The sequence below is a fragment of the Trujillonella endophytica genome (assembly GCF_900110555.1).
GTDB classification, from domain to species: domain Bacteria; phylum Actinomycetota; class Actinomycetes; order Mycobacteriales; family Geodermatophilaceae; genus Trujillonella; species Trujillonella endophytica.
This window is the reverse complement of sequence record NZ_FOEE01000010.1, coordinates 86,476-111,394: the sequence shown is the minus strand read 5'-3', so window position 1 is coordinate 111,394 and position 24,919 is coordinate 86,476. Positions and strand designations below refer to the sequence as shown.

The window sequence follows — 24,919 nt, the reverse complement described above, 5'->3', positions numbered from 1 at the left end:
TGCGCGACCGTAACGTCGCCCGCCGCGCGGCCGGCGGCCGAGTGGGGTGTCATCGGGGCATGAGCCAGGAGAACGAGCCGGCCGCCCCGCCCTCGGGCGTGGGCCTGCCCGGGCTGCGGGCGGCGGCCGCCGGCTGCCGCGCCTGCGAGCTCTGGGAGCCGGCCACGCAGACCGTGTTCGGGGAGGGCCCGGAGACCGCCCGGATCGTGTTCGTCGGCGAGCAGCCGGGCGACCAGGAGGACCGCTCCGGCGAGCCGTTCGTCGGCCCGGCCGGCCGGCTGCTCGACCGCGCCCTGGCCGAGGCCGGCATCGAGCGCCGCGACGCCTACGTCACGAACGCCGTCAAGCACTTCCGCTTCACCCCGACCGCCAAGCGGCGCATCCACCAGTCCCCGGGGGCCGAGCACCTGCGCGCCTGCCGGCCGTGGCTGGAGGCGGAGTTCGAGGTGCTCAAGCCCGAGGTCGTCGTCTGCCTCGGCGCGACCGCGGCCCGGGCGCTGATCTCGCCGTCCTTCCGGATCACCGCCGACCGCGGGCAGCTGCTGCCGTGGACGCCGCCGGGCGCCGTCGCGGTCGAGCCCGCCGACGACGACGAGGACGCCCCGCACCAGACCTGGATGCTCGCGACGACCCACCCCTCGGCCGTGCTGCGCACCCCGGAGGAGGCCCGGCCGGCCGCGTACGACGCGCTCGTCGCCGACCTGACGGTGGTGGCGCGCGCCCTCGCCTGACGGTGTCGCGGCGCTCTGCCGGCGAGTTCCCGACGATCCCGGCGGGATCGCCCCGGCGGCGTCCGGAAAGCGCCGGCAGCGTCGCTCGGAAGCAACGACGTGACGCCGAGCGCGGTTCCGGAACCATCGAGTACCCTCCCCCCGCCCCGCTCGTCACGACGGGGTGGAGCCCGGCCGGCTCTCGCCACTCTCGGGGGCGGGCGAGGCGGGCCGGGCTCCGCCTTCGGTCGCGCTCGGCTGCGCCGACCGCGACGCGCGGAACAGCCAGAACGAGGGCACGGCCAGCGCGACCACGACCATGGCGACGACGGTGGCGATCCCGCCGGAGACCATCGCCACGCTGACCCCGGCCGGGCTGGCGAGCGCCCCCGCCCGCAGATCGCCCAGCCGCGGCCCGCCGGCGACCACCACGAGGAAGACCCCCTGCATCCGGCCGCGCATCTCCTCCGGCGCGGCCAGTTGCAGCATCGACGACCGCAGCACGGCACTGACCATGTCGCCGGCGCCCGCGGCGGCCAGGCAGAGCACCGCCAGCCACAGCGACGGCGCCAGCCCGAACCCGACGATCGCCACTCCCCACACGGCGATGGCCGCGATCACCACCGCGCCCTGCCGGTCGACCCGCGAGACCCAGCCCGACGTCAGTCCCATGCCCAGGGCGCCGATGGAGATGCCGGCGAACAGCCACCCCAGCGCGTTCGGCGAGTCGGCGAACCGGGTCTCGGTGAGCTCGGGGAACACCGCCTGCGGCCACGCCAGCAGCATCGCCAGGACGTCGACGACGAACGTCATGAGCAGCACCGGTTGCGTGCGCAGGAACGCGAACCCCTCGCCCACGCCTCGCACCGCGGCGCCCAGCCGCAGCGGTCCGGCCGCCGCCCGCCCCGGCGGGAGCGAGGGCAACCCGCGCAGCAGCAGGAGGGCGACGACGAAGCCGGCGGCGTCGACCGCGTAGGCGACGAACAGGTCGCCGACGGCGATGAGCAGGCCGGCCAGCAGCGGCCCCACGATGACGCCGACCTGGCGCACCGTCATCGACAGCGCGTTCGCCGCGGGCACGCCGGCCGGCCCGACCAGCGCGGGGATCACCGCGCTGCGGGCCGGCTGGTTGACCGCGCTGAAGCCGGAGACCGCCGCGGTGAGCACCCACAGCAGCCACAGGTTGCCGCCGCCGGGCAGGAGCGCCTGCAGGGCGAGCAGCGCGCTGGTCCCCGCCGACCCGGCGGCGGTGACCAGCATCAGCCGCCGGCGGTCCATCGCGTCGGCGATCGCGCCGCCGAGCAGGCCGAAGACGACCAGGGGCACGAGCGCGACCACGGAGGTGACGCCGACCAGCAGCGAGGACCCGGTCAGGGCGTAGACCTGGTACGGAACGGCGACCAGCGTCATCTGCTGACCGAGCATCGTGGCGGCGATCCCCCAGAACAGCCGCCGGTAGTGCGGGTTCTGCAGCGGGGAGGTGTCGATCGCCCAGCGGCTCCGCGGCAGGGACCCGCGCCGGGCCTGCGGGGCGGCGGGGTCCCTCGTCACGGGGCGAGGCGCTGCAGGAGCCAGCCACCCCCCGCTGCGCCGTCGTCCCCGGCCGGGCGGACGAACCGCAGCCGGTCGTGCAGCCGCCCCGGGCCGCCCTGCCAGAACTCCACCGTCTCGGGCACCACCCGGTAGCCGCCCCACGCCGCCGGCCGGGGCACCGGCCCCGCGGGCGTCCCGGCGTCGAGCGCCCGGACGCGCTCCTCGAGCTCGGCACGGGAGCCCACCACGGTCGACTGCACGGACGCGGCGGCGGCCAGCTGCGCCTCCCGGGGGCGCGGGTCCCACAGCGCGTCGGAGGCGGTGTCGCCGATGCGCTCGACCCGGCCGGTCACGCGCACCTGGCGCTGGAGCGCGTGCCAGGGGAAGACCAGGGCCGCGCGCGGGTTGACGGCCAGCTGCGCGCCCTTGGCCGACGCGTAGCTGGTGCCGAAGACGAAGCCCGACGCGTCGTAGCCCTTCACGAGCACGATCCGCGCGTCCGGGACGCCGTCGGCGTCGGCGGTGGCGACCACCACCGCGTTCGGGTCGTCGATCCCGGCGGCGACGACGTCGGCGAACCACCGGTCGAACTGCTCCACCCAGGTGGTCGCCACGTCGTCCTCGGCCAGTACGGGCCGGTCGTAGTCCCTGCGCATGCGGGAGAGGTCGGGCACCCGTCCGATGCTGCCACCGCTCCCGCCCCGGCTGCGCCGCGCCCGCGGCCTGGGCCTACTGTTCGACCGTTGTCGTGCGCCGCGACCCGGCGCACGATCCCGCGCGCAGAGGAGCATGCGAGATGGCCGACGACTTCGTACCCGGACTGGAAGGCGTCATCGCCTTCGAGACCGAGATCGCCGAACCGGACAAGGACGGCGGCGCCCTGCGTTATCGCGGCGTCGACATCGAGGACCTGGTCGGGAAGGTCACGTTCGGCAACGTCTGGGCCCTGCTGGTCGACGGCAAGTTCGGCCCGGGCCTCCCCCCGGCCGAGCCGTTCCCGATCCCGGTGCACAGCGGCGACGTGCGCGTCGACGTCCAGGCGGCCCTGGCGATGCTGGCCCCGTTCTGGGGCTACCGCCCGCTGCTGGACATCAGCGCCGAGGAGGCCCGCGAGCAGCTGGCCCGCGCCGCCGTCATGGCGCTGTCCTACGTCGCGCAGTCCGCGCGCGGCATCGGCACCCCCGCGGTGCCGCAGAGCCGGATCGACGAGGCGAAGACCATCGTCGAGCGCTTCATGGTCCGCTGGCGCGGCGAGCCCGACCCCCGCCACGTCGCCGCGGTCGACGCCTACTGGACGTCGGCGGCCGAGCACGGCATGAACGCCTCCACCTTCACCGCCCGCGTCATCGCCTCCACCGGGGCCGACGTCGCCGCGGCCATGTCCGGGGCCATCGGCGCCATGTCCGGCCCGCTGCACGGCGGCGCCCCCTCCCGCGTGCTGCACATGCTCGACGAGGTCGAGAAGACCGGCGACGCCGAGAAGTACGTGAAGGACCTGCTCGACCGCAAGGAGCGGTTGATGGGCTTCGGTCACCGGGTCTACCGCGCCGAGGACCCGCGCGCCCGCGTGCTGCGCCGCACGTCCGAGGAGCTCGGCGCCCCGCGCTTCGAGGCGGCCCGCGCCCTCGAGCAGGCCGCGCTCAAGGAGCTGCGCGAGCGGCGCCCGGACCGGCCGGTCGAGACCAACGTCGAGTTCTGGGCGGCGATCGTCCTCGACTTCGCCGAGGTCCCCAGCCACATGTTCACCTCGATGTTCACCTGCGCCCGCACCGCCGGCTGGTGCGCGCACATCCTCGAGCAGAAGAACACCGGCCGCCTCGTGCGCCCGTCGGCCCGCTACATCGGGCCCGACCCGCGCAAGCCCGAGGAGGTCGAGGGCTGGGAGACCGTCCGGACCAAGTCCGTCACCCAGGCGGCCCCCGCCTCCTGAACCACCCAGCAGCACCGCAGGGGCCCGTCGCGCGCAACGCCCGCGGCGGGCCCCCTGCGGTGGGGCCGTCGATCCGCGGAGGACACCCATGACCATCCAGATCCCCGCCGACCTGCTGCCCGGCGACGGGCGGTTCGGCTGCGGCCCGTCGAAGGTCCGCCCCGAGGCGCTGGCCGCCCTCGCCTCCGACGGCGCTGCCCTGATGGGCACCTCGCACCGCCAGGCGCCGGTCAAGCACCTGGTGCGGCGGATCCGCGAGGGCCTGGCCGAGCTGTTCAGCCTGCCCGAGGGGTACGAGGTCGTCCTCGGCAACGGGGGGACGACGGCGTTCTGGGACGCGGCCGCCTTCGGGCTGATCCGGGACCGCGCCGCCTTCGGCGCCTTCGGGGAGTTCTCGGCGAAGTTCGCCTCCGGCGTGGCCGACGCCCCGTTCCTCGGCGACCCGGTGATCGCCAAGGCCGACCCGGGCTCGCTCGCGCTGCCGGCGGGTCTGGCCGGCGTCGATGCCTACGGGTGGGCGCACAACGAGACCTCGACCGGCGTGATGGCCCCGGTGCTCCGTCCCGAGGGGGCCGACGACGACGCCCTCGTGCTGATCGACGCGACCAGCGGCGCCGGCGGCCTGCCGGTGGAGGTCGGCGCGACCGACGTCTACTACTTCGCCCCGCAGAAGGTCTTCGCCGGCGACGGCGGCCTGTGGATCGCGCTCATGTCGCCGGCCGCGCTGGCGCGGGTGGCAGAGATCAAGGCCTCGGGCAGGTGGATCCCCGGGTTCCTGGACCTGTCGATCGCCGTCGACAACTCGGGCAAGGACCAGACGTACAACACCCCCGCCGTCGCCACGCTGTTCCTCCTGGCCGACCAGATCGACTGGCTCAACGGCCTCGGGGGGCTGTCCGGGGCGGTCGCCCGCACCCGCGACTCCTCGGGCCGGCTCTACCGCTGGGCGGAGGAGTCGCCGATCGCGACGCCGTTCGTGGCCGATCCGGCGCAGCGGTCGCTGGTCGTGGGCACCGTCGACTTCGCCGAGGGCGTGGACGCCGCGCACATCGCGGCCGTGCTGCGGGCCAACGGCGTCGTCGACGTCGAGCCCTACCGCAAGCTCGGCCGCAACCAGCTGCGCGTGGGCATGTTCCCGGCCGTCGACCCCGACGACGTCAGCGCGCTGACCGCCTGCATCGACCACGTCGCGCAGCGCCTGTAGCGCCCGCCCCTCCCGCCGAGATCGGCGATCTCGGCGGCATCAGCGCCTGGAACCGCCGAGATCGCCGATCTCGGCGGTTCCTAGAGCCACCGGGTGAACCACTCCGCGACCCGCTCGGCGAGCTCCACCACGTGCTCGCGCCCGACGACCGTGTGCCCCTCGCCGGGCAGCAGGAGCAGCTCGCTGGTCGCGCCGAGGGCCAGCAGCGCCTGGTGGGCCTGCACCGACTCGGCGACCGGCACGTTGGTGTCGCGGTCGCCGTGGGCCAGCAGCACCGGGGCGGTCAGCCGGTCCAGCGCCGTCATCGGGGAGATCGCCGCCAGCATCTCGCGGTCGGCCACGGGGTCCCCGTACTCGGTCACCGAGGCCGCGGCCATCCACGGCTCGGTCCCGGCGAAGAAGCTGCGCAGGTCGCTCATGCCGGCCACCGAGACCCCGGCGGCGAACAGCTCGGGCCAGCGGGTCAGCGCCACCAGCGTCAGGTAGCCGCCGTAGGACCACCCGTGGGCGCCGACCTGCCCCGGCGCCGCGATCCCCTCGTCGAGGAGGAACCGCACCGTGGTGGGGACGTCGGCGAAGGACGCCTCGCGCGCGGCGCCGTCGTCGGCGCACATGAAGGCCCGCCCCTGTCCCCCGGAGCCGCGGACGTTGGGCGCGAACACGGTGAGCCCGGCGGCGACCAGCGACTGCGCCACCGGCGACCAGGCCGGGCGCTCCTGCCCCTCGGGGCCGCCGTGGAAGCTGACCACCGTGCGGTTGGGCCCGTGCACGTCCGGCGGGGTGTACAGCCAGCCGTGCAGGGGCGTGCCGTCGTCGCCGCGGTAGTCGATCCGGACCGGGTCGACCGACAGCGCGCGGTCGGGCCGGCGCGGCAGCGAGTGCAGGCGGGCCGGCGTCCCGGCCGCGGCCAGCGGCACCGACCACAGCCCGCGCGGGGCGTGCGGGCCGGTGAGCTCGGCGACCATCGTCGCGCCGTCCGCCGCCAGCGACCAGCCCGGCAGCACGGGCTCGGGCAGCGGGATGCGCTCGACGACCGCTCCGCAGGCCAGGTCGTGCACCGCCAGTCGCGAGACGCCGCCGGCGTTCCACACCGCGAGCACGGACCCGTCGGGCCGCACGGCGTAGGCGTCGAGGTCGGCGTCGGGCCGGCAGAGGACGACGCGGCCGGCGCCGGGGGTGCCGTCGTCGGCCAGCGGCACCTCGACCAGGCCCGCGCGGTCGGCGCCGGGGGGGCCGGGCAGCGCGGCCCGCAGCAGCACCGACCGGCCGTCGGGGGCGAAGCGGCCGTCCTCGGAGGCGATGCCGCCGGGGGCGTCCAGCCCGATCACGCGGCGGGCCTCGCCGGTCGCGACGTCGACGAGGACCACGTGCCGGTAGCCGCGCGGGCCGCGGCGGGCGAGCACCCGGCGCTCGTCGGCGGAGACGGCCGTCACGGAGAGGAAGCCGCCGCGGGCCAGCGTGCGGTGCGCGCCGGTCTCGACGTCGATCAGGACGACGTCGGCGTCCGGTCCGGTGCCCGGCGCGATGGAGCACACGTAGTGGCCGGGGCGCGTCCAATGCCCGGCGAAGACGGCGGCGCGCGGGTCCTCCCCGGCCACCAGGCGGGCGTCGCTGCCGTCGGGGCGGACCACGTGCAGCTCCGCGCAGATCGATCCGCCGGGGCTCACCAGGTAGGCCAGCCAGGCGCCGTCGGGGGCCCAGGCGACGGAGACGACCTCCTGCTCCGGGCCGGAGAGCACCAGCGGCAGCGTCGCGGCCGAGCCGCCCGCGCCGACGGGGAGCACCTCCAGCCGGGGGATGCCCGAGCGGTCGGTGACGTAGGCGACCAGGTCGCCGGCCGGGGAGAGCGCGGGGCACCAGGCGCCGGCGGCGCCGGCGACCTCCGCGACGGCCAGCCGGACCTCGGTGGTCAGGCCGGTCCCGAGGCCCGCGGGGACGGCGGGCGGCGGGGCGAACAGCGGGCTGGCCACGGCACCTCCTCGGCTGGTGGGCGATGCGCGCCCGGCGGCTCCGGACGGCGGCCCGCGGGAGGGTCGCACGCCGACGTGGTGTGGCAGCGCACGCACTCCGCAGGGCCCGCGCCGTCGACGCAGCAGCCCCATCCGCCACAGTGGAGGGGCCGTGTTGCGTCCGGATGTCGCCGGCAACAACTCCCGCCACGCCGGGCGAGCCTGCGGGGGATAGCACGCCGGGCGCGGATAGCCTCGGACGCCGGTCCATCCCGGAACGACTGACGACGGAGGACGCCCATGCGCACGCTGCGCCTCGTGGGGTTGTCCGACGACGGCTCCGACCTGGTGCTCGTCGCCGAGGGCGCCGAGCCCGGCGACGACGGCGAGCGGTTCCTGCTCCCCGTGGACGACCGCGTCCGGGCCGCCGCCCGCGGGGACACCCGCCGGCTGGGGCAGATCGACGTCGACCTGGGGACCAGCCTGCCGCCGCGGGTCATCCAGGCCCGCATCCGCGCCGGCGAGACGCCGGAGCAGCTGGCCGAGGCCGCGGGGCTGCGCCTGGAGCGGGTGCTGCGGTTCGCCCACCCGGTGCTCCAGGAGCGCGAGCGCATCGCCGAGCAGGCCCGCGAGGCCCGGGTCCGGCTGTCCGACGGCAGCATGGCCCCGCCGCTGCAGCAGTTCATGGCCGAGCGCCTGCGACTGCTGGGCACCGATCTCGACGCCGTCCGGTGGGACTCCGCCCGCGCCACGGACGGCGTGTGGCAGGTGACCGCCGCCTGGCAGGCCGGCGCGAAGTCCGGCGTCACCCGCTGGGCCTACGACATCCCCGGCCGCACCGTCGTGCCCGTCGACGCGGCCACCACCGACTTCGCCGAGGGCACCCGCCTGGTCCGGGTCGTCCCCGACGTGCCGGCCGGGCTGCCCGCGTCCCCGCTGCACCGCTCCCGGCCGGTCGCCTTCGTGACCGAGCAGGTGCCGGAGTCCGAGCCGGCCGACGCCGAGGAGCAGGTCCGCGACGTCGTCCCCGGCGACGGCTACGCCGACCACTCCCGCCGGGCCGCCGACCCCGAGGTCGACCTCGACGAGATCGCCGAGCACGACACGGTGGTCCTGGGCCGCACCGACGGCGAGGACGAGGACCCGCGGGCGCGCATCCCCGCGTGGGAGGACATCGTCTTCGGAGTGCGCCGGCACCGCTGACCGCCGGAACACTCCGGACGTGTCCTCCGTTTGCCTGCGGGTAGGAGGTGCCCATGTCCATGTCGGTGTCGATGCCGCTCGGCGGCGTCCAGGTCGGGTCCTATGACAGCTACGAGCAGGCCCAGGCCGCGGTCGACTTCCTGTCGGACGAGAAGTTCCCCGTCGAGAACGTGACGATCATCGGATCGGACCTCAAGCAGGTCGAGAAGGTCACCGGGCGGATGACCTGGGGTCGCGCCCTGAGCGCGGGCGCCGCCGGGGGCGCCTGGTGGGGCCTGTTCGTCGGCCTGCTGCTGGGGATGTTCTCCGAGGACGGCAGCAACTGGCTCGGGTCGGTGTTCACCGGCCTGCTCGTCGGCCTGCTCTTCGGTGCCCTGTTCGCCGGCATGGGATACGCCGCCACCCGGGGCCGGCGCGACTTCACCAGCACCAGCCGGATCGTCGCCGGCCGGTACGACGTGATGTGCGACCCGAGCCGGGCCGAGGAGGCCCGCGCCTCGCTGGCCCGCTTCTCCCTCCGCGGCTGACCTGCGGCCGGGGCCTTGGGCCCTGTCACCGTGCGCCGCCGGGCCGCTAGCGTCCGCCCCCACCCGCCCGGGGAGGCGTCATGGACGCGAGCAGGAGCCAGGAGGCCGCCGGAGCGGCTCCCACCACGACCGCCGGCCGTCCGGATCCCGGCCGCTGGACGGCCCCGGGTCCCGGCTCGTGGGTCCAGGACGGCAGCCACGTGCCCCGGCCGCTGTGCCGGTTCACGTCCTCGCTGATCACGGCGCCGTTCGAGGCCGGCTTCCAGGAGACCCTCGCCCGCTACGGCAGCCTGCTCGAGTCCCTCGACGCGGTCATCGTCGACGGGTTCCTCTACCAGCGGCTGCGGCCCGTCGGCGCCCCGCCGGAGGCCGCCGGCCCACCGCCGGAGCCCGTGTTCCGGGAGCTGCTGGAGACCGCGCCGGCCCTCCGGGAGCGGGTGGCGACGGCGGCGACGGTGCTCGCCGAGCGGCGGTGGCGGGGCGACCTGCGGCGCTGGGACGACGAGATCAAGCCGGCGCTGCACCGGCGGCACGCGGACCTGGTGCGGGTCGACCTCGGGAGCCTGGACGACGCGGCCCTGTGCGACCACGTCGACCGGTGCGCACGGGCGTTCGCCGAGGGCGTCCTCCAGCACCACCGGCACAACGCCCCGGCGATGCTGCCGGTCGGCGACCTCGTCGTGCACGCCATCCGCTGGACGGGGCTGCCCCCCGCCGAGGTGCTCGCCTGCCTGGCCGGGGCCAGCCCGGTGACCGAGGGCGCCCCCGACGAGCTGGCCGCGCTGGTCCGGGCTCTGCGCGGGGACCCGGCGGCGACCGCCGTCGCCACCGACGAGACCCTGCCCGCCGACGAGGCCCTGAGCCGGCTGCTGCGCAGCCCGGATCCGGTGGGCGCCCGGGCCGACGCCTACATCCACGCGCTGGCCGCCCTCCCCCTCGACGGGGAGGACGCCGTCGCCGAGCCCGGCTCCCTGGAGGCGCCCGGGCTGCTCGTCGCCCGCATCCGTGCGGCGCTGCACAGCGACCCGCGGGCACGCGCGACGGCCGGGACGGACGCCGCCGCCCGGGTGCGCGCCGCGGTCCCGGCCGAGCACCGGACGGAGTTCGAGGACCTGCTCACCGAGGCCCGGCTGGTGTACCGGCTGCGGGACGAGCGCGCGGTGCACGCCGACCGCCTGTTCGGCAGCGTGGCCCGCGCCGCCCTGCTGGAGGCCGGACGACGGCTGGCCGCGCGCGGGGCGATCGACGAGCCGGCCGACGCCGTGGACCTCGACCCCGCGGAGGTGCGGTCCCTGCTCCTCGACGGCTCCGGCCCCTCACACGCCGAGGTGGCCGAACGGGTCCGCTGGCGGCGGACCGCCACCTACCGCGACATGCCGCCGCTGTTCGGCCCGCCGCCCGCGCCGCCGGTGCCGGCTGAGTGGCTGCCACCGGCCGCCGCCCGCATCCACGAGGCCCTCGGCTTCGTCGTGGGCGCCGTCCTCGAGGACGCGCACCGCGCCCCCGAGGCGCGGGCGGTGCACGGGCTGGCAGTGAGCCCGGGCAGCCACGAGGGCACCGCGCGCGTCCTGGCCGGCAGCGAGGAGCTGTCCCGCATCCAGGCCGGGGACGTCCTGGTCGCCGCGATGACGGGACCGGCGTTCAACCTGGTGCTCCCCCGGCTCGGGGCGATCGTCACCGACCGAGGGGGGCTGCTCTCGCACGCCGCGATCGTGGCGCGCGAGTTCGGCATCCCCGCGGTCGTCGGGTGCCAGGACGCCACCGAGGTGATCCCCGACGGAGCTCGGGTGCGGGTGGACGGTGGGACCGGCACCGTCACGGTGCTGTGACCGGCCGGCCGCTGCCGCTGGCCGAGGTGGGCGACGAGCAGGTGTTCGGCGGCAAGGCGGCCGCGCTGGGGACGGCCGTGCGGGAGGGACTGCCCGTGCCGGCCGGGGTCGCCCTGTCGGTCCACCTGGTGGCCGCCCTGGCCGGCGCCGGCTCCGCCGGGGAGGCCGCCCGCGCGCGGGTGCGCGAGGCGGCCGAGGAGCTGGGCGGGCCGCTCGCGGCGCGCTCGTCGGCGGTCGGCGAGGACGGCGCCGCGTCGAGCTTCGCCGGCCAGCACCTCACCGTGCTCAACGTGCGGCCGGTCGACGTCGTGGCGGTGGTCCTGCGCATCGCCGCGTCCAGCCGGTCGGAGTCGGCGCTGGCGTACCGGCGGGCCCGGGGCGCGCTCCCGGAGCCGGCGTGCGGCGTGGTGCTGCAGCGCCTGGTGCCGGCCGAGACCGCGGGCGTCGCGTTCTCCGCCGATCCCGTCACCGGGGCCGACGAGGTCGTCGTCGAGGCCAGCTGGGCGCTGGGCGAGGCGGTGGTCGACGGTCTCGTCGTCCCGGACCTGTTCCGGCTGGCGCCCGACGGGCGGGTCCTCACCCAGGTGGTCGGGCGCAAGGACCGCGCCGTCGTGCCCCGGCCCGGCGGCGGGACGACGACGGTGGCCGTCCCCCCGGAGCGGGCCCGCCGCCCCTGCCTGGAACCGGCCGACCTCGCGGCGCTCGCCGCGCTCGCGCGCACCTGCGACCGGGTGTTCGGCGGCCCGTCCGACGTGGAGTGGGCCGCGGCCGGCGGTGCGGTGAGCCTGCTGCAGCGACGACCCATCACCACCCTCGGCTGAGCCGGCCGGCGGTGGCGCTGCGGACCCGGCACCGGACGGCGGACGCGTCTCCCGACGCCGTCGTCGTCGCGGCGTGCCTGGTGACCACCTTGGTCCCGCTGGGGTCGACGTCGGTGGCCGTCGCGCTGCCGGAGATCGACGCGGCCTTCGACGCGGGGGTCGGCGGGGCCGTCGCGCTGGTGACCGCCTACCTGGTCGTCACGGCGGCCTGCCAGCCGATCGCCGGCGCGCTCGGCGACGGGTGGGGACGGCGGCGCAGCGTCCTGCTCGGCACGGCCGGCTTCGGCGTGGCGTCCCTGCTCGCGGCCGCGGCCCCCTCGGTGGTCGTCCTCGGCGTCCTCCGCTGCGCCCAAGCGGCCTGCGGCGCGCTCGCGCTGGTCAACGCCGCGGCCATCGTGCGCACCGCCGTCCCCGACGACCGGCGGGGCCGGGCCTTCGGCCGGGTGGGCGCCGCGGCCACCGCCGCGGCGGCGGCGGGGCCGCTGCTCGGTGGCGGCGCGGTCGCGCTGCTCGGCTGGCGGGGCGCGTTCGTCGTGGGCGCGCCCGTCGCGGTGCTCGGCTTCGTCGCGGCCTCGCGCGGCCTGCCGCACGAGCCCCGCCCCGACGGGCCGCCGCCCCGCTTCGACGCGGCGGGCGCGGTCCTGCTCCTGCTCGCCCTGGGCGGGGGCGCGGCGCTGCTCGGCGAGCTGCCCCGGCTGCCCCTGGCCGTCGCCGCCGTGGGCGGGGTGGCCGCGGCCGGGCTGGCGACGGCGTTCGTGCGGCACGAACTGGCCTGCCCCGTGCCGGTGCTCGACGTGCGGGTCCTGCGCATCCGGGGCGTGGTCACGGCCGGTGCCGCGGTGGCGACGGGCAACGCCGCGCTGTACACGGTCGTCCTCGCGATCCCGCTGCTCGTCGGCACGACCCGCGCGGTGTGGCTGCTGCTGCCCCTGCTCTGCGCGAGCAGCATCGCGTCGCTGACGGGCGGGCGGCTCAGCGACCGCTGGGGCCGGCGGCGGCCGGCCGTGCTGGGCGGCCTGCTGATGGCGGGCCCGGCCGCGCTGCTCATCGGGGTGCAGCCGGCCGGCGATCCGGTCGCCGCGGCCGCGCTCCTCACGCTCTGCGGGGCGGGCCTCGGCCTCTCCATGGCCGCCGTCCAGACCGCGGCGCTGGAGGCGCTGCCGCCGGCCCGCGCCGGGCTGGCCGCGGGGGTCTGGTCGACCTGCCGCTACCTGGGCAGCATCACCGGGGCGAGCCTGCTCGGGCTGCTGCTGTCGGGCGACCCCGGATCCGGCACCGGCTCGGGGTCCGGGGTGTTCGTGCTGGCCGCGGTCGCCGGTGCCCTCTCGACGGCCGCGGCGGCGGCGCTGCCGGCCCGGCCCGCGGCCGGGAGCGGGTCAGCGGAGGGTCGCGAAGGCGACGGCGGCCGCGGCGGCGACGCCCAGTGAGTCCACCCCGGAACGCATCGGGATCCGGGCGCGCACCCGGGCGGCGGCCTGCGCCGCCGGGGTGAGCCCGGGACCCTCGGCGCCCAGCAGGACGGCGGTCCGCGGGTGCGCGCGGGGGTCGATGTCGGCCAGGTCGACGGCGTCGTCGGCGGGGGTCAGCGCCACCGACAGGTAGCCCGCCGCGTGCAGCCGGTCCAGCCCCGCCGGCCAGTCGGGCAGGACGGCGATCGGCAGCGACAGCACGTGCCCCATCGACACCCGCACGGACCGGCGGTACAGCGGGTCGACGCACCGCGGGTCCAGCAGCAGCCCGTCCACGCCGAGCGCCACCGCCGAGCGGGCGATCGAGCCCAGGTTCTCCGCGTCGTTGAGTCCCTCGAGCACGGCCAGCCGCCGGGGCGCCGCCGGATCGGGCCCGGCCAGCAGCCCGTCGAGGTCCTCGGGTGGACGACGGTCGGCCGACGCCAGCACGCCGCGGGTGAGGCGGAAGCCGATCACCGCGGACAGCACCCACTTGTCGGCCTCGTAGGCCGGCACGCCCTCGGGCAGGTCCAGTTCGGCCAGCCGTCCGGGGACGCCGACCACGGCCCGCACGCGGTAGGGCGAGGCCAGCAGCCGCTGGACCGCGGGGACCCCCTCGACGATCACCGGGCCGGTACCCCGTTCGACGCCGGGCGGGCGATCGCCGGCGACCAGGTCGCGGAAGTCGGCGACGCGCTCGTCGGCGGGGTCGGTGATCTCCTCGGGTGCCACGGGGCCGATCCTCCCCGAGCGGGAACGGCGTCCCGACCGCAGGATCAATCGGTGGCCTCCCCCGTGACCGTCGTCGGCGGCGGCATCGCCGGCCTGGCCTGCGCCCGGGCCCTGGCCTCCGGCGGAACCGCCGTCCGGGTGCTCGACCGGGCGCACCGCCCGGGGGGCCGCATGGCGTCCCGGTCGATGCGCGGCGGCCGGGTGGTCGACATCGGCGCCTCCTACCTGACCGCGTCGGCGGGCACACCGTTCGCCGGCGTCGTGGCCGGCTGGGTCGAGCGCGGCCTGGCCCGCGCCTGGACCGACACCTTCGCCGTCGCGGGGCCCGGCGGGCTGGAGCGGACCACCACCGGTCCCGTCCGCTACGCGGCACCGGACGGCCTGCGGTCGCTCGTCGCCGACCTCGCCACCGACGTCCAGGTGCGCCGCGAGCACACCGTCGAGCAGGTCCGGCCCGGCCCGACGGTGGACGGCGAGCCCGTGCCGGCCGCGGTCCTCGCCATGCCCGACCCCCAGGCCCGGCGGCTGCTCGACCCGGCCACCGCCGACCTGCTGCTGGGCGACCGCGCGTGGGAGCCGGCCCTCGCCGTCGTCCTGGGCTTCGACCGGCGGGACTGGCCGGCGGACCTGCACGGCGCGTTCGTGCACGACGACGACGTGCTGGCCTGGGTCGCCGACGACGGGGACCGGCGCGGTGACGCAGCCCCCGTGCTGGTCGCCCACACGACCCCCGCGTTCGCGCGGGCCCATCTCGCCGACCCCGACGCGGCCACGCCCGCCGTCGCCGCCGCGGTCACCCGCGTCCTCGCGCTGGCGGGCGACCCGGTGTGGACGACGGTGCACCGCTGGACGTTCGCCCGCCCCACCGAGGCCCGCACCGAGCCCTACGGCCTGATCGACCGGATCGGCGCGTGCGGCGACGGGTGGTCGGGCCCGTCGCGGGTGGAGGCCGCCTGGACCTCGGGGGACGCGCTGGGCCGGGCACTCGCGACCGGCGCCTGATACCGGCCGGGCTCGAGCCGCCACACCGGCGGGCGGCTACTGGGGGCGGTGGGCACGTTCGTCGCCACCGCCGCCCTGCTGACCGTCGGCGCGGCCACGAGCACCGGCAGCTACCCGGCGGAGTACCTGCCCGGCTGGGCTGGACCCGCCGGCGTCCGTGCTGCCGCCGGTGGCCGCGGTGCAGGCGTTGCGCGGGGTGGTCTGCCTGTCGGGCGACGCGGTCGGCCGGCGCCGCACCGCCTGAACCCCTCCGTTCCCCCTCCCCCCATCGGCGAGATCTGCACGGTGGTCGCCATCAGGCCCTGATGGCGACCACCGTGCGGATCTCGGCACGAGGGGGCGTTGACGAGCGCCGCACAACTCACCTACCGTTGAGTTCATCAGGCGTTGAGTTTTCCGGAGGTTCCCATGGACGACGCCGTCACCGTCCGAGATCTCGTCGTCGACCGCGGCGCGCGGCGCGTGCTGCCGGGGCTGACCTGCGCCGTGCCCGCCGGCCGGGTGACCGGCCTGCTCGGCCCCAGCGGGAGCGGGAAGTCCACGCTGTTGCGGGCCGTCGTCGGCGTGCAGCGCGTCCGCTCCGGGGAGGTCGTCGTGCTCGGCCGGCCGGCCGGCTCCCCCGCGCTGCGCTCCCGCGTCGGCTACGTCACCCAGGAGCCCAGCGTCTACGCCGACCTCACCGTGCGGGAGAACCTCCGGTACTTCGCCGCGCTGTACGGCCGCGGCGCCGCCGCCGCCGACGCCGCGATCGCCGACGTGGGGCTGCGGGACGCCGCCGGGCAGCTGGTCCGCGACCTCTCCGGCGGCCAGCGGGGCCGCGTGTCGCTGGCCTCCGCGCTGGTCGGCGAGCCCGAGCTGCTGGTGCTCGACGAGCCCACCGTCGGCCTGGACCCCGTGCTCCGCGCGGAGCTGTGGGAGCGCTTCGCGGCCCTCGCCGCCGCCGGGACGACGCTGATCGTGTCCAGCCACGTGATGGACGAGGCCCGCCGCTGCGACCGGCTGCTGCTGCTGCGCGAGGGCGAGCTGCTCAGCGACTCCACCCCGGAGCAGTTGCGCGCCGAGTCCGGCACCGACGACCTGGAGGAGTCGTTCCTGCACCTGATCCGCACCAGGCAGGGGGTCGCGGCATGACCGCGACCCTGACCGCCGCGACCGGCGGGCGGGTGCTGCGCCAGCTGCGCCACGACCCCCGCACGCTGGCGATGCTGACCGTGCTGCCCGGCCTCCTGCTCGGGCTGCTGTACCTGCTGTGGCGCGACGTCCCGGCCCCACCCGGGCAGCAGCCGGTGTTCGACCGGGTCGGGCTGACGATGCTCGGCATCTTCCCGTTCGTCGTCATGTTCCTGGTGACCAGCATCGCGATGCTCCGCGAGCGCACCTCCGGCACGCTCGAGCGGCTGCTGACCACCCCGCTGTCGCGGCTGGACCTGCTGCTCGGCTACGGCGCCGCGTTCGGGGTGGCCGCGGGGGTCCAGGCGGTCGTGACCGTCACCGTGGCCACGACGCTGTACGACCTCGACGTGGCCGGGTCGCCGGGGCTGGTCGTGCTCATCGCCGTGGTGGACGCCGTGCTGGGGGTGGCGCTCGGGCTGCTGGCCAGCGCCTTCGCCCGCAGCGAGTTCCAGGCGGTGCAGTTCATGCCGGTCGTCGTCCTCCCCCAGTTCTTCCTCTGCGGCCTGCTGGTGCCTCGCGAGCAGATGGCGGGCTGGCTGCAGGCGATCAGCGACGTGCTGCCGCTGACCTACGCGGTGGAGGCGCTGCAGGAGGTGGGCGCGTCGGAGACGGCGACGGCGACGATGTGGCGCGACGTCGCCGTCGTCGCGGGAGCCGCCCTGCTCGCGCTCGCCCTGGCGGCGGCGACGCTGCGGAGGAGGACCAGCTGACCCCGAGCCCCCGGCGCCCCGGCGGACGCCGCCCCGGCAACCCCGACACCCGCGAGGCGGTGCTGGCCGCGGCCCGGGCGGCGTTCGCCGAGCGCGGGTACGACGGCGCCTCCATCCGGGCCATCGCCGGCGCCGCCGACGTCGACCCCGCGCTGGTGCACCACTACTTCGGCACCAAGGACAAGCTGTTCCTCGCCGCGGTCGAGGCGCCGGCCGACCCGGAGGACTTCCTCCCGGACGTGCTGGCCGAGCCGCCGGAGGCCCGCGGCGCCGCCGTCGTGCGGATGGTGATGCGCGTGTGGGACGGCCCGGCCCGACCCGCCGTCCTCGCGCTCGTCCGGTCGGCGATCAACCACGAATGGTCGGCGAAGCTGCTGCGGGAGTTCGTCCTGGCGAAGGTCATCCGCCGCGTCATCGGCTCGCTGGACATGCCCGTCCACGAGCGGGAGGCCCGCGGCGCGCTGGTGGCCTCGCAGGTCATCGGCCTGGTCGTCACCCGCTACGTGCTGCGGCTGGAACCGCTGGCGTCGGCGTCCCCCGAGGAGGTCGTGGCCGCCGTCGGGCCGACGGTGCAGCGCTACCTCACCGGCGACGTCGTCCTGCCCGGCTGACCGGGGCGGCTCAGCGGGGCAGGCGGGCCAGCTGCCGGCTCTGGGCGACCAGCCGGCCGGTGGAGTCCCAGATCCGGCAGTCCTCGTCGGTCCAGCCGCCGGCCACCTCGGTGTTGACGTTCTCGACCAGGCACCAGCCCGGCGCCGGGAGCGCCCGCACGAGCACCTGCAGCTGCACGGTCGGCGCCCAGCCCATCCGGCCGATCGCGTAGGCCGCGGGAGGCAGCGCATCGGCGAACAGGAGCAGCGCCAGCGGGTCGGGCTCGCGGCCGTCGGACAGCCGCATCCACGCGCGCAGCCGCGGCTCGGCGGCCGGGCGGCCCTCCGTCCAGCCCGTGGTCGCCGGGTCGAAGCGGATGTCCAGCCGCTGCACCAGGCCCGGCGTCGGCACGCCGTCCGGGCGCAGCGCGGCGACGCACGCCTCGGGCGCCGGGACCGCCGGCATCGGGTGGGCCGACCAGTCGACCGGCACCTCCCCCAGGGTGGCCGTGGTGACCTGCGCCGTCAGGGCGGGCCCGGCGTCGGTGGACAGGACGGCGACGCCGTTGGCCAGGGTGCGCCCGGCCGGACCCGACGTCACCGAGACGCTGGCCGGCCCGCCGGCGCTGGCCCGCAGGAAGGTCGCCGAGACCGCCACCGGGTGCGGGTGCGGGCTGCCCAGCAGCGCCGCGCGGGCCGCGATCGCCATGAGGTAGCCGCCGTTGAGGATTCCCCCGCCGACCTCCCACCCCGGGTCCAGCTCGGCGACCGCACCGCCGCCCTCGGCGACGGAGACGGCGGTGGCACGGTCGAAGGCGCTCTCGGGGTGGTTCTGCGGCACGCCGTCCAGGGTGCCAGGGTGGTTCCCCATGGAGTACACGCACCTGGGGCGCAGCGGCCTGACGGTCTCCCGCCTCTGCCTGGGCACGATGAACTTCGGCTGGAAGACGACCGAGGCCGACTCGCACGCGATCATGGACCGCGCGCTGGCCGAGGGCGTGAACTTCGTCGACACCGCGAACGTCTACGGGCGCAGCAACGGCCGGGGCCGCACCGAGGAGGTCATCGGCACCTGGTTCGCGCACGGGGACGAGCGCCGGGAGAAGACCGTGCTGGCCACGAAGGTCTACGGCACGATGAGCGACTGGCCCAACGACCAGCACCTCTCCGCCCGCAACATCGTGCGGGCCTGCGAGGCGTCGCTGCGCCGGCTGCGGACCGACTGGATCGACCTCTACCAGTTCCACCACGTCGACCTGGCCACGCCTTGGGACGAGATCTGGCAGGCCTGCGAGACCCTCGTCGCCCAGGGCAAGGTCGTCTACGTCGGCTCCTCCAACCACGCCGGCTGGCAGCTGGCCACCGCCAACGGGGTCGCCGCGCGCCGGGGCTCCCAGGGCCTGGTCAGCGAGCAGTCGCACTACAACCTGCTCACCCGGCACGTGGAGCTGGAGGTGCTGCCCGCCGCCGAGCACCACGGCATCGGGATCATCCCGTGGAGCCCGCTGGCCGGCGGCCTGCTCGCCGGGGTGCTCGACGAGTCGGCCGGTGACCGCCGCCGGGACGACCGGGTGCGCCGCCAGATCGAGCGGCACCGCCCGGCGCTGGAGGCCTACGAGGCGCTGTGCCGCGAGCTCGGCTCCGCGCCCGCCGACGTCGGCGTCGCCTGGTTGCTGCACCGGCCAGGCGTGACCGCGCCGATCGTGGGGCCGCGGACGATGGAGCAGTTCGAGGGCGGCCTGCGCGCGCTCGACATCAGCCTGGACGGCGCCACCATGGCCCGCCTCGACGAGATCTTCCCGGGCTACCGGCCGGCCCCCGAGGAGTACGCCTGGTAGGACGCGCCGGAAAGCGCCCCGATAAGCCTGGTGGCGGTCATCCGCACCCGGGTGACCGCCACCGTGCGCATCTGGGTGCGGAACTCACCTGCCCGGCGCCCAACCCGCCAGCCGGTCGTGCCGCGGCGCCGGCCCGAGGGTGCTGCGCATCAGCGCGACCTCCTCGACCGGCCACGTCGGCCCCGCGTAGCCGGCGAGCCGGTCGGCCAGGGCGCCGTCGGCGGGGCGGCCCGGGCGCCAGCGCCCCAGGGTCAGGTGCGGTCGGAACGGCCGGTCCTCCACCGGTAGCCGCAGCGACCGGGCCGCCGCCTGCAGCCGGGCGGCCAGCGCACCGAGCGCGGCGACGTCCCCCGCGACGCCGGCCCACAGCACCTGCGGGCGCCGGACCGAGCCGAACCGCCCGCCCCCGGCCAGCCGCAGGATCAGGGGTGGGGTCGCCTCCACCGCCTCCCCCACCCGCTCGGTCAGCGGCGGCACCACCCCCGGCGGCACGGCGGCGAGGAAGAGCAGGGTCAGGTGCCAGCGATCGATCGCCGTCCACGCGGGGGCGCCGCCGGCCTCGCGCAGCAGCGCGACGGCCGCCGCCAGGTGCGCCAGCGCCGCCGCGGGCGGAGGGACGGCGACGAACAGCCGCAGCGGGGACGGCGCGGTCAGCGGGGGTCCAGGCCGGCCGCCCTGAGCGCCGCCTGCAACCGCAGCCGCTCGACGTCCCGGGCGTGACCGAGCGGCGTCAGCGTCAGGGCGTGCGGCACCTCGAGCAGCGCGGCGGCCTCCACCAGCACGTCGTCGTAGGCGGCCTGCAGTCCCCGCCGGCGGGCGACCGGGACCCCCGCCGGGACGAGCGCGAGCTGCCGGGCCAGCCGCCGGAGATCCGCGGCCACCAACTCCAGCGGGCGGTGCACCGGGTCGGTCGGGCGACGACGGACCGGCCGGAGCCGCACGGTGCCGCAGAACAGTGCCGTGAGCAGCCCCAGCAGCGCGAAGGCCGCGACGAGGCCCGCGGTGAGCAACGCGATCTGCAGCAGGGCGCCGACCATGGCGGCCTCCGGGTCGACGGAGTGCGGGTGGCGGAAGGGTACGCCGGGTCAGGCCGCGGTGATCGGCGAGCGCGCGTCCGCCGTCCCGACCCGGGGCGCCCGGCGCCGGCTGCGCGCCAGCCAGGCCGCCGCACCCAGGCCGGCGACCACCAGCAGTGACCCGCTCAGCACGAACGCCCACGGTGCCCCGAGGTGCTCGGCCACCCAGCCGATGACCGGCGCCCCGATCGGCATCCCTCCGGTCAGGCACATGAAGTACAGCGCCATGACCCGGCCGCGCAGCTGCGGGTCCGCGCCCAGCTGCACGAAGGTGTTGTTGGCGACCGTGAACATCATCGCGGCCGCGCCCATCGGCACGAGCGCCGCGGCGAACGCGACGTACCCGGGCATCAGGCCGGCGACGGCGCACATGACGCCGAGGACGACGACGGCGATCACCAGGAAGCGCTCCCTCGGCCGGGCGTTGCGCCGCGCCGACAGCAGCGCCCCGGTGAGCGACCCGACCGCGAAGAACGTGGTGAGCAGCCCGAAGGCCTCGGCTCCGAGCCCGAACTCCTCGCGGGCCATCAGCGCGATGGTGACCTGCGTGTTCAGGCCGAAGGTGCCGACGAGGAAGGCCAGCGTGAGCGCGAGGACCAGGTCCGGGCGCGACCAGGTGTAGGCGAGGCCGGCCCGCAGCTGCCCCCGCGCCCGCGCGACCGGCGGGGTGGAGCTCAGCTCGTCGCTGCGCATGCCGAACAGCGCGGCGATGGTGAAGGCGAAGCTGCCCGCGTTGACCAGGAACGCGGGCCCGGTGTCGCCCGACGAGGCGCCGATGAGCAGGCCGGCCACGGCCGGGCCGACCAGCCGCGCCCCGTTGAAGATCGTGGAGTTCAGGCCGACGGCGTTGGTCAGCAGGTCGGGCCCGACCATCTCGGAGACGAAGACCTGCCGCACCGGCACGTCGATGGCCGAGACCGCGCCCAGACCCGCGGCCAGCACGAACACGTGCCACAGAGCCACGCCGCCGGTGGTCACCAGGATGCCCAGCGCGAGGGCCAGCAGCCCCATCAGCGCCTGGGTGATGACCAGCAGGCGCCGCTTGGGATAGCGGTCGGCGAGGACGCCGCCGTACATGCTCAGCAGCAGGTTGGGCGCGAACTGCAGCGCGGTGACGACGCCGAGCGCCACGCCGCTGCCGTCGGAGAGCTGGAGCACCAGCCAGTCCTGGCCGATGCGCTGCATCCACGTGCCGATGAGGCTGACCAGGTTGGCCGACGCGTACAGGCGGTAGTTGCGCACCCGCAGCGACCGGAACATCCCCTGGGGGGACCTGCTCTCGACGGCGCCCTCGCTCACCGAGCGGCCAGCTTCTCCATGATCGTCGCGGCCTCCCGCAGGACGGTGCGCTCCTCCTCGGTGAGTTCGCCGAGCTGCCCGGTCAGCCAGGCCTCCCGGGCCTGCGCCTCGGCCGTGAGCAGCTCCTCGGCAGCGGGGGTCAGCTCGATCACGACCTGCCGCCCGTCGGTCGGGTGCGGGCTGCGGGTGAGCAGGCCCATGCCCTCCAGCGCCACGACGACGCGCGTCATCGACGGGGGCTGCACCCGCTCGTGCCCGGCCAGCTCCCCCGGGCTCATCGCCCCGTGCCGCTTCAGCGTGGACAGCGCCGACAGGTGGGTCAGCGTCACCGACGTGTCGACCCGCTGGTGGCGCAGCCGGCGGGAGAACCGCATGACGGCCAGCCGCAGGTCGTGCGCGAGCGCCGCGCTGTCCAGCGTGGTCGGGGTCACGATCCGTAGCCTATCTAACGACCGCTCCCCGGCCGCCCCTGGAACGGGGCCGCAGGGGAGCTACGAGCGGGGGTGCGTCACACGAGCTGCTGGATGGGGTCCAGCGCGAAGTAGACGACGAAGACGACCGCGATCACCCACATCAGCGGGTGGATGTCCCGGCGGCGGCCCACCGCCAGGCGCAGCAGCACGAAGCTGACGACGCCGGCGCCGATGCCGTTGGTGATCGAGTAGGTGAACGGCATCAGCGCGATGGTGAGGAACGCCGGGATGACCAGCGACATGTCGTCCCAGACCAGGTGCCGGATCTGGGTGATCATCAGCGCGCCGACGATGACCAGCGCGGGCGCGGCGGCCTCCGAGGGCACCATGTCCACCAGCGGCGTGAAGAACATCGCGACGAGGAACAGCGCACCGGTGACGATGCTCGCCAGGCCCGTGCGGGCTCCGTCGGCGACTCCGGCGGTGCTCTCGATGTAGGTGGTGTTGGACGAGACGCTGCCCGCGCCGCCGGCCGCGGCGGCGAGGGAGTCGACCAGCAGCACCGGCTGGGACTTGGGCAGGTTGCCCTTCTCGTCCAGCAGGCCGCCCTCGGCGCCGACGGCGGTGACCGTGCCGACGGTGTCGAAGAAGTCGGCGATCATGATCGAGAAGACGATGAGCAGGGCGGCGATGATGCCGATCCGCTCGAAGCCGCCGAACAGCGAGAAGTTGCCGACCAGCGAGAGGTCGGGGCTGGCCACGACGTCGTCGGGCAGCTCGGGCACCTGCAGCGCCCAGCCGCGGGCGTTCTCGCCGGCGTCGGAGAAGCGCGGGCCGATGTCGGCGATGGCCTCGACGATGATCGCGAGCACGGTAGTCGCCACGATGCCGATGAGCAGGGCGCCCTTGACCTTGCGGACGACGAGGACGGCCATGAGCAGCAGGCCGACGACGAACACCAGCAGCGGCCAGCCGGCCAGCTCCCCGTCGACGCCGAAGCTGATCAGCGGGTTGCCCGGGCGGATGACCCCGGCGTCGGCCAGCCCGATGATGGTGAGGAAGAAGCCGATGCCGACGGCGATCGCCGTCTTCAGCTGCGACGGGATGGCCTCGAAGACGGCCTTCCGGAAGCCGGTCAGCACCAGCGCCGTGATGAGCAGGCCCTCGAGCACGACCAGACCCATGATCTCGGGCCAGGTCAGCTGGGTGGCCGCGTACACGCCGACGATGGCGTTGATGCCCAGGCCGGTGGCGAGCGCGAACGGATAGCGGCCGACGACGCCCATCAGGATCGTCACCACGCCCGCGATCAGCGCGGTGACGGCGGCGACCGAGGCGAACGGCAGCGTCGTCCCGTCGATGTCCGCTCCCGACAGGATGATCGGGTTGAGCACCACGATGTAGGCCATCGTGAAGAAGGTGGTCAGGCCGCCGCGGACCTCGCGGGCGACGGTGGAGCGCCGCGCGCTGATCTCGAAGTAGCGGTCGACGCCGTTGCGCGGGCGGACGCGCGGGCCGTCGCTGCGCCGCGGCGTGCCCGCGGGCGTCGCCGTCGTGACGTCGGCGGGGGTGTCCCCGGTGGCGGGGTGGGACTTCTCGGGCATGACACATCTCCCCGTGGGATCTGCCGGACGGGCGGCGACAGAGTGCCACACGCCGCGACCGCCGCGGGACGACCGACCGGGACCCCGCGTCCTAGGGTCGGTGCATGCCCGGACCGACGAAGCAGGCCCCTCCCCCGCTGCGGGTCGACACCGCCCGGGTCGTGCTGGCCGGCACGGCGCTGTGGGCGGTGGCGCTGGTGGTCGTCCTCCTGCTCGGCGACCGCGTCGACCGGGTGTGGACCTGGACGTGCGTCGCCGGCATCGTGCTGCCGTTCCTCGGCCTGGGCATCATGCGCTGGCAGGGCCAGCTCGGCCGCCGCGGCGGCACCCACGGTTGATCATCGGCGAACGGTCGTTCGCCACGCCGCCGGGCCCGACCACACGCCGACGATCGACGCGCTCAGATGAGGTCGAAGTCCGAGGTGTCGTAGCGCGCGGAGTGCACGACCTCGGTGGCCTCCTGGACGACGAGCGACGCCTGGCTGTGCGCGCCGCAGCCGTAGTCGACGGTCACCACGCGGCCGTCCGCGGGGGCGTAGGCGTTGCCGCACGCACCGGCCGCACCGCGCAGCGACCCGGCGAGCGGGAGGAAGAACCCGCAGGTGCCGCAGTGGCCGGGCGCGTGCCGGGCCATGGGCGAGCGCGGCCCGAACTCGCCCTCGTTCCAGCGGGTCAGCGCACCCGACCGGCCCTCCCGGGACAGCACGCGCTCGCGGCCGAGGCCGATCTCCTGGGCCACGGCGCGGGCCTCGAGGTCGTCGGCCGCGTCGTCGTCGGTGGTGTAGGCGGGTACCAGCCGGGGGTCGTCCTCGGTGTTGGGCAGCACGTCGCCGACCGAGAGGTCACCGGGGCGCAGCCGCTCGTGCCACGGCACCCAGGCCGGTGCGAGCAGCGCCTGGTCCCCGGGGAGCAGCACGACCTCGTCGACGGTGACGGTCTCCTCGCCGGCGGCGCGGGCGATGGTGACCGCCCAGAACCAGCCGACGTAACCGGGCAGGCTGCTGGCGAACGAGTGGGTCGACGCCTCACCGAGGACGGGGTCGAGGGTCTGGTCGGAGCCGACGCCGAGGTGCTCGCCGATGACGCCGGGGTCACCGGCGGTCTCCTCGGCCGCGGCTCGCGCGAGGTCGACGGCGGCGGCCAGGGGGGACGACGGGGTATCGGGCACGGCACCATTGTCGCGCACCGACCGCCTCTTCCCCGACTCGGTGCGGAGCGCGCCGCTCCCGCCTTCTCCGCCTGATCAGCGACGTGCGGCACCATGGAGCGGTGCCCGCCTCTCCGCCGCCCGGTCCGCGCCGCGGTCTGCTGCGCCGTCGGTCGGCACC

At 76.3% G+C, this 24,919-nt stretch carries 25 protein-coding genes; 14 read left to right on the top strand and 11 right to left on the bottom strand.

Annotated features, from left to right (window positions below; genetic code table 11):
- Positions 1-59: 59 nt before the first annotated feature.
- A complete protein-coding gene (locus BMY88_RS16170) occupies positions 60-731 on the top strand; it encodes a UdgX family uracil-DNA binding protein (RefSeq protein ID WP_091945672.1) in 672 nt (223 codons plus the stop codon).
- 153 nt (positions 732-884) lie between these two features.
- Here BMY88_RS16170 and BMY88_RS16165 read toward each other — a convergent pair whose 3' ends face one another.
- Both BMY88_RS16165 and pdxH read right to left on the bottom strand, forming a co-directional pair.
- Entirely contained in the window at positions 885-2,261 is a 1,377-nt protein-coding gene (locus BMY88_RS16165) for an MFS transporter (RefSeq protein ID WP_091945669.1), read from the bottom strand.
- Positions 2,258-2,917 carry a pyridoxamine 5'-phosphate oxidase gene (gene pdxH / locus BMY88_RS16160; protein ID WP_091945666.1) on the bottom strand — a complete coding sequence of 220 codons (660 nt, stop codon included), beginning with the start codon at positions 2,915-2,917 and terminating at the stop codon, positions 2,258-2,260. The genes BMY88_RS16165 and pdxH overlap by 4 nt, the downstream gene beginning before the upstream one ends.
- Before the next feature lie 122 nt (positions 2,918-3,039).
- Here pdxH and BMY88_RS16155 point away from each other — a divergent pair, with 122 nt between their 5' ends.
- Together BMY88_RS16155 and serC are read left to right on the top strand one after the other, a co-directional pair.
- A complete protein-coding gene (locus BMY88_RS16155) occupies positions 3,040-4,173 on the top strand; it encodes a citrate synthase 2 (protein WP_091945663.1) in 1,134 nt (377 codons plus the stop codon).
- Positions 4,174-4,261: 88 nt separating this feature from the next.
- Positions 4,262-5,377 (top strand): phosphoserine transaminase, encoded by a 1,116-nt coding sequence (serC, locus tag BMY88_RS16150; RefSeq protein WP_091945659.1) that lies wholly within the window; start codon positions 4,262-4,264, stop codon positions 5,375-5,377.
- Positions 5,378-5,457: 80 nt separating this feature from the next.
- On the opposite strand, the gene BMY88_RS16145 is transcribed toward serC, so the two are convergent.
- Positions 5,458-7,347, bottom strand: coding sequence for a S9 family peptidase (locus BMY88_RS16145; RefSeq protein ID WP_244524720.1), 1,890 nt, complete (start codon positions 7,345-7,347; stop codon positions 5,458-5,460).
- Between the two features lie 279 nt (positions 7,348-7,626).
- Here BMY88_RS16145 and sepH point away from each other — a divergent pair, with 279 nt between their 5' ends.
- The 5 genes from sepH to BMY88_RS16120 all read left to right on the top strand — a co-directional run bounded on the left by sepH (position 7,627) and on the right by BMY88_RS16120 (position 13,133).
- Positions 7,627-8,529: a septation protein SepH gene (sepH, locus tag BMY88_RS16140; RefSeq protein WP_091945653.1), complete on the top strand. Its 903-nt coding sequence runs from the start codon at positions 7,627-7,629 to the stop codon at positions 8,527-8,529.
- A gap of 53 nt (positions 8,530-8,582) precedes the next feature.
- Entirely contained in the window at positions 8,583-9,056 is a 474-nt protein-coding gene (locus BMY88_RS16135; RefSeq protein WP_091945650.1) for a YflT domain-containing protein, read from the top strand.
- Between the two features lie 80 nt (positions 9,057-9,136).
- A complete protein-coding gene (locus tag BMY88_RS16130; protein ID WP_091945647.1) occupies positions 9,137-10,885 on the top strand; it encodes a PEP-utilizing enzyme in 1,749 nt (582 codons plus the stop codon).
- Positions 10,882-11,706: a PEP/pyruvate-binding domain-containing protein gene (locus BMY88_RS16125; protein WP_170861142.1), complete on the top strand. Its 825-nt coding sequence runs from the start codon at positions 10,882-10,884 to the stop codon at positions 11,704-11,706. Before BMY88_RS16130 ends, BMY88_RS16125 begins: the two co-directional genes overlap by 4 nt.
- Positions 11,707-11,786: 80 nt before the next feature.
- A complete protein-coding gene (locus BMY88_RS16120; RefSeq protein ID WP_170861141.1) occupies positions 11,787-13,133 on the top strand; it encodes an MFS transporter in 1,347 nt (448 codons plus the stop codon).
- On the opposite strand, the gene BMY88_RS16115 is transcribed toward BMY88_RS16120, so the two are convergent.
- A complete protein-coding gene (locus BMY88_RS16115; RefSeq protein ID WP_091945638.1) occupies positions 13,083-13,886 on the bottom strand; it encodes a TrmH family RNA methyltransferase in 804 nt (267 codons plus the stop codon). The two genes, BMY88_RS16120 and BMY88_RS16115, sit on opposite strands and share 51 nt — an antisense overlap.
- A gap of 51 nt (positions 13,887-13,937) precedes the next feature.
- On the opposite strand from BMY88_RS16115, the gene BMY88_RS16110 reads away from it, so the two are divergent.
- The 4 genes from BMY88_RS16110 (at position 13,938) to BMY88_RS16095 (ending at position 17,382) form a co-directional block, all read left to right on the top strand.
- Complete coding sequence (locus BMY88_RS16110; RefSeq protein ID WP_091945635.1) at positions 13,938-14,888, top strand: NAD(P)/FAD-dependent oxidoreductase; 951 nt, start codon at positions 13,938-13,940, stop codon at positions 14,886-14,888.
- Between the two features lie 408 nt (positions 14,889-15,296).
- Positions 15,297-16,019: an ABC transporter ATP-binding protein gene (locus BMY88_RS16105; RefSeq protein WP_091945632.1), complete on the top strand. Its 723-nt coding sequence runs from the start codon at positions 15,297-15,299 to the stop codon at positions 16,017-16,019.
- The gene (locus tag BMY88_RS16100) at positions 16,016-16,771 is read left to right on the top strand and encodes an ABC transporter permease (RefSeq protein ID WP_091945629.1); all 756 of its coding nucleotides are present in this window, start codon (positions 16,016-16,018) and stop codon (positions 16,769-16,771) included. The genes BMY88_RS16105 and BMY88_RS16100 overlap by 4 nt, the downstream gene beginning before the upstream one ends.
- A 59-nt stretch (positions 16,772-16,830) precedes the next feature.
- Positions 16,831-17,382: a TetR/AcrR family transcriptional regulator gene (locus BMY88_RS16095; protein WP_091945626.1), complete on the top strand. Its 552-nt coding sequence runs from the start codon at positions 16,831-16,833 to the stop codon at positions 17,380-17,382.
- A gap of 10 nt (positions 17,383-17,392) precedes the next feature.
- Here the strand turns inward: BMY88_RS16095 and BMY88_RS16090 are convergent, their stop codons facing one another.
- Entirely contained in the window at positions 17,393-18,232 is an 840-nt protein-coding gene (locus tag BMY88_RS16090) for a thioesterase family protein (protein WP_091945623.1), read from the bottom strand.
- On the opposite strand from BMY88_RS16090, the gene BMY88_RS16085 reads away from it, so the two are divergent.
- On the top strand, positions 18,231-19,199 hold the full coding sequence (locus tag BMY88_RS16085; protein ID WP_091945619.1) for an aldo/keto reductase: 969 nt from the start codon (positions 18,231-18,233) through the stop codon (positions 19,197-19,199). The genes BMY88_RS16090 and BMY88_RS16085 overlap by 2 nt on opposite strands.
- Before the next feature lie 84 nt (positions 19,200-19,283).
- Here BMY88_RS16085 and thpR read toward each other — a convergent pair whose 3' ends face one another.
- The 5 genes from thpR to BMY88_RS16065 all read right to left on the bottom strand — a co-directional run bounded on the left by thpR (position 19,284) and on the right by BMY88_RS16065 (position 23,591).
- Positions 19,284-19,829: an RNA 2',3'-cyclic phosphodiesterase gene (gene thpR / locus BMY88_RS16080; protein WP_280138733.1), complete on the bottom strand. Its 546-nt coding sequence runs from the start codon at positions 19,827-19,829 to the stop codon at positions 19,284-19,286.
- Positions 19,830-19,849: 20 nt separating this feature from the next.
- The gene (locus tag BMY88_RS23475; protein WP_139220501.1) at positions 19,850-20,236 is read right to left on the bottom strand and encodes a hypothetical protein; all 387 of its coding nucleotides are present in this window, start codon (positions 20,234-20,236) and stop codon (positions 19,850-19,852) included.
- A gap of 48 nt (positions 20,237-20,284) precedes the next feature.
- Positions 20,285-21,574, bottom strand: a complete 1,290-nt coding sequence (locus BMY88_RS16075) for an MFS transporter (protein ID WP_244524719.1) — start codon at positions 21,572-21,574, stop codon at positions 20,285-20,287.
- Positions 21,571-22,005, bottom strand: coding sequence for a MarR family winged helix-turn-helix transcriptional regulator (locus BMY88_RS16070; RefSeq protein WP_170861140.1), 435 nt, complete (start codon positions 22,003-22,005; stop codon positions 21,571-21,573). Before BMY88_RS16070 ends, BMY88_RS16075 begins: the two co-directional genes overlap by 4 nt.
- Positions 22,006-22,082: 77 nt before the next feature.
- Positions 22,083-23,591 carry an NCS2 family permease gene (locus BMY88_RS16065; protein ID WP_091945616.1) on the bottom strand — a complete coding sequence of 503 codons (1,509 nt, stop codon included), beginning with the start codon at positions 23,589-23,591 and terminating at the stop codon, positions 22,083-22,085.
- 104 nt (positions 23,592-23,695) lie between these two features.
- On the opposite strand from BMY88_RS16065, the gene BMY88_RS16060 reads away from it, so the two are divergent.
- The gene (locus tag BMY88_RS16060) at positions 23,696-23,929 is read left to right on the top strand and encodes a DUF2530 domain-containing protein (protein ID WP_091945613.1); all 234 of its coding nucleotides are present in this window, start codon (positions 23,696-23,698) and stop codon (positions 23,927-23,929) included.
- Between the two features lie 62 nt (positions 23,930-23,991).
- On the opposite strand, the gene BMY88_RS16055 is transcribed toward BMY88_RS16060, so the two are convergent.
- Entirely contained in the window at positions 23,992-24,759 is a 768-nt protein-coding gene (locus BMY88_RS16055) for a DUF3027 domain-containing protein (RefSeq protein ID WP_244524718.1), read from the bottom strand.
- Between the last annotated feature and the right edge of the window lie 160 nt (positions 24,760-24,919).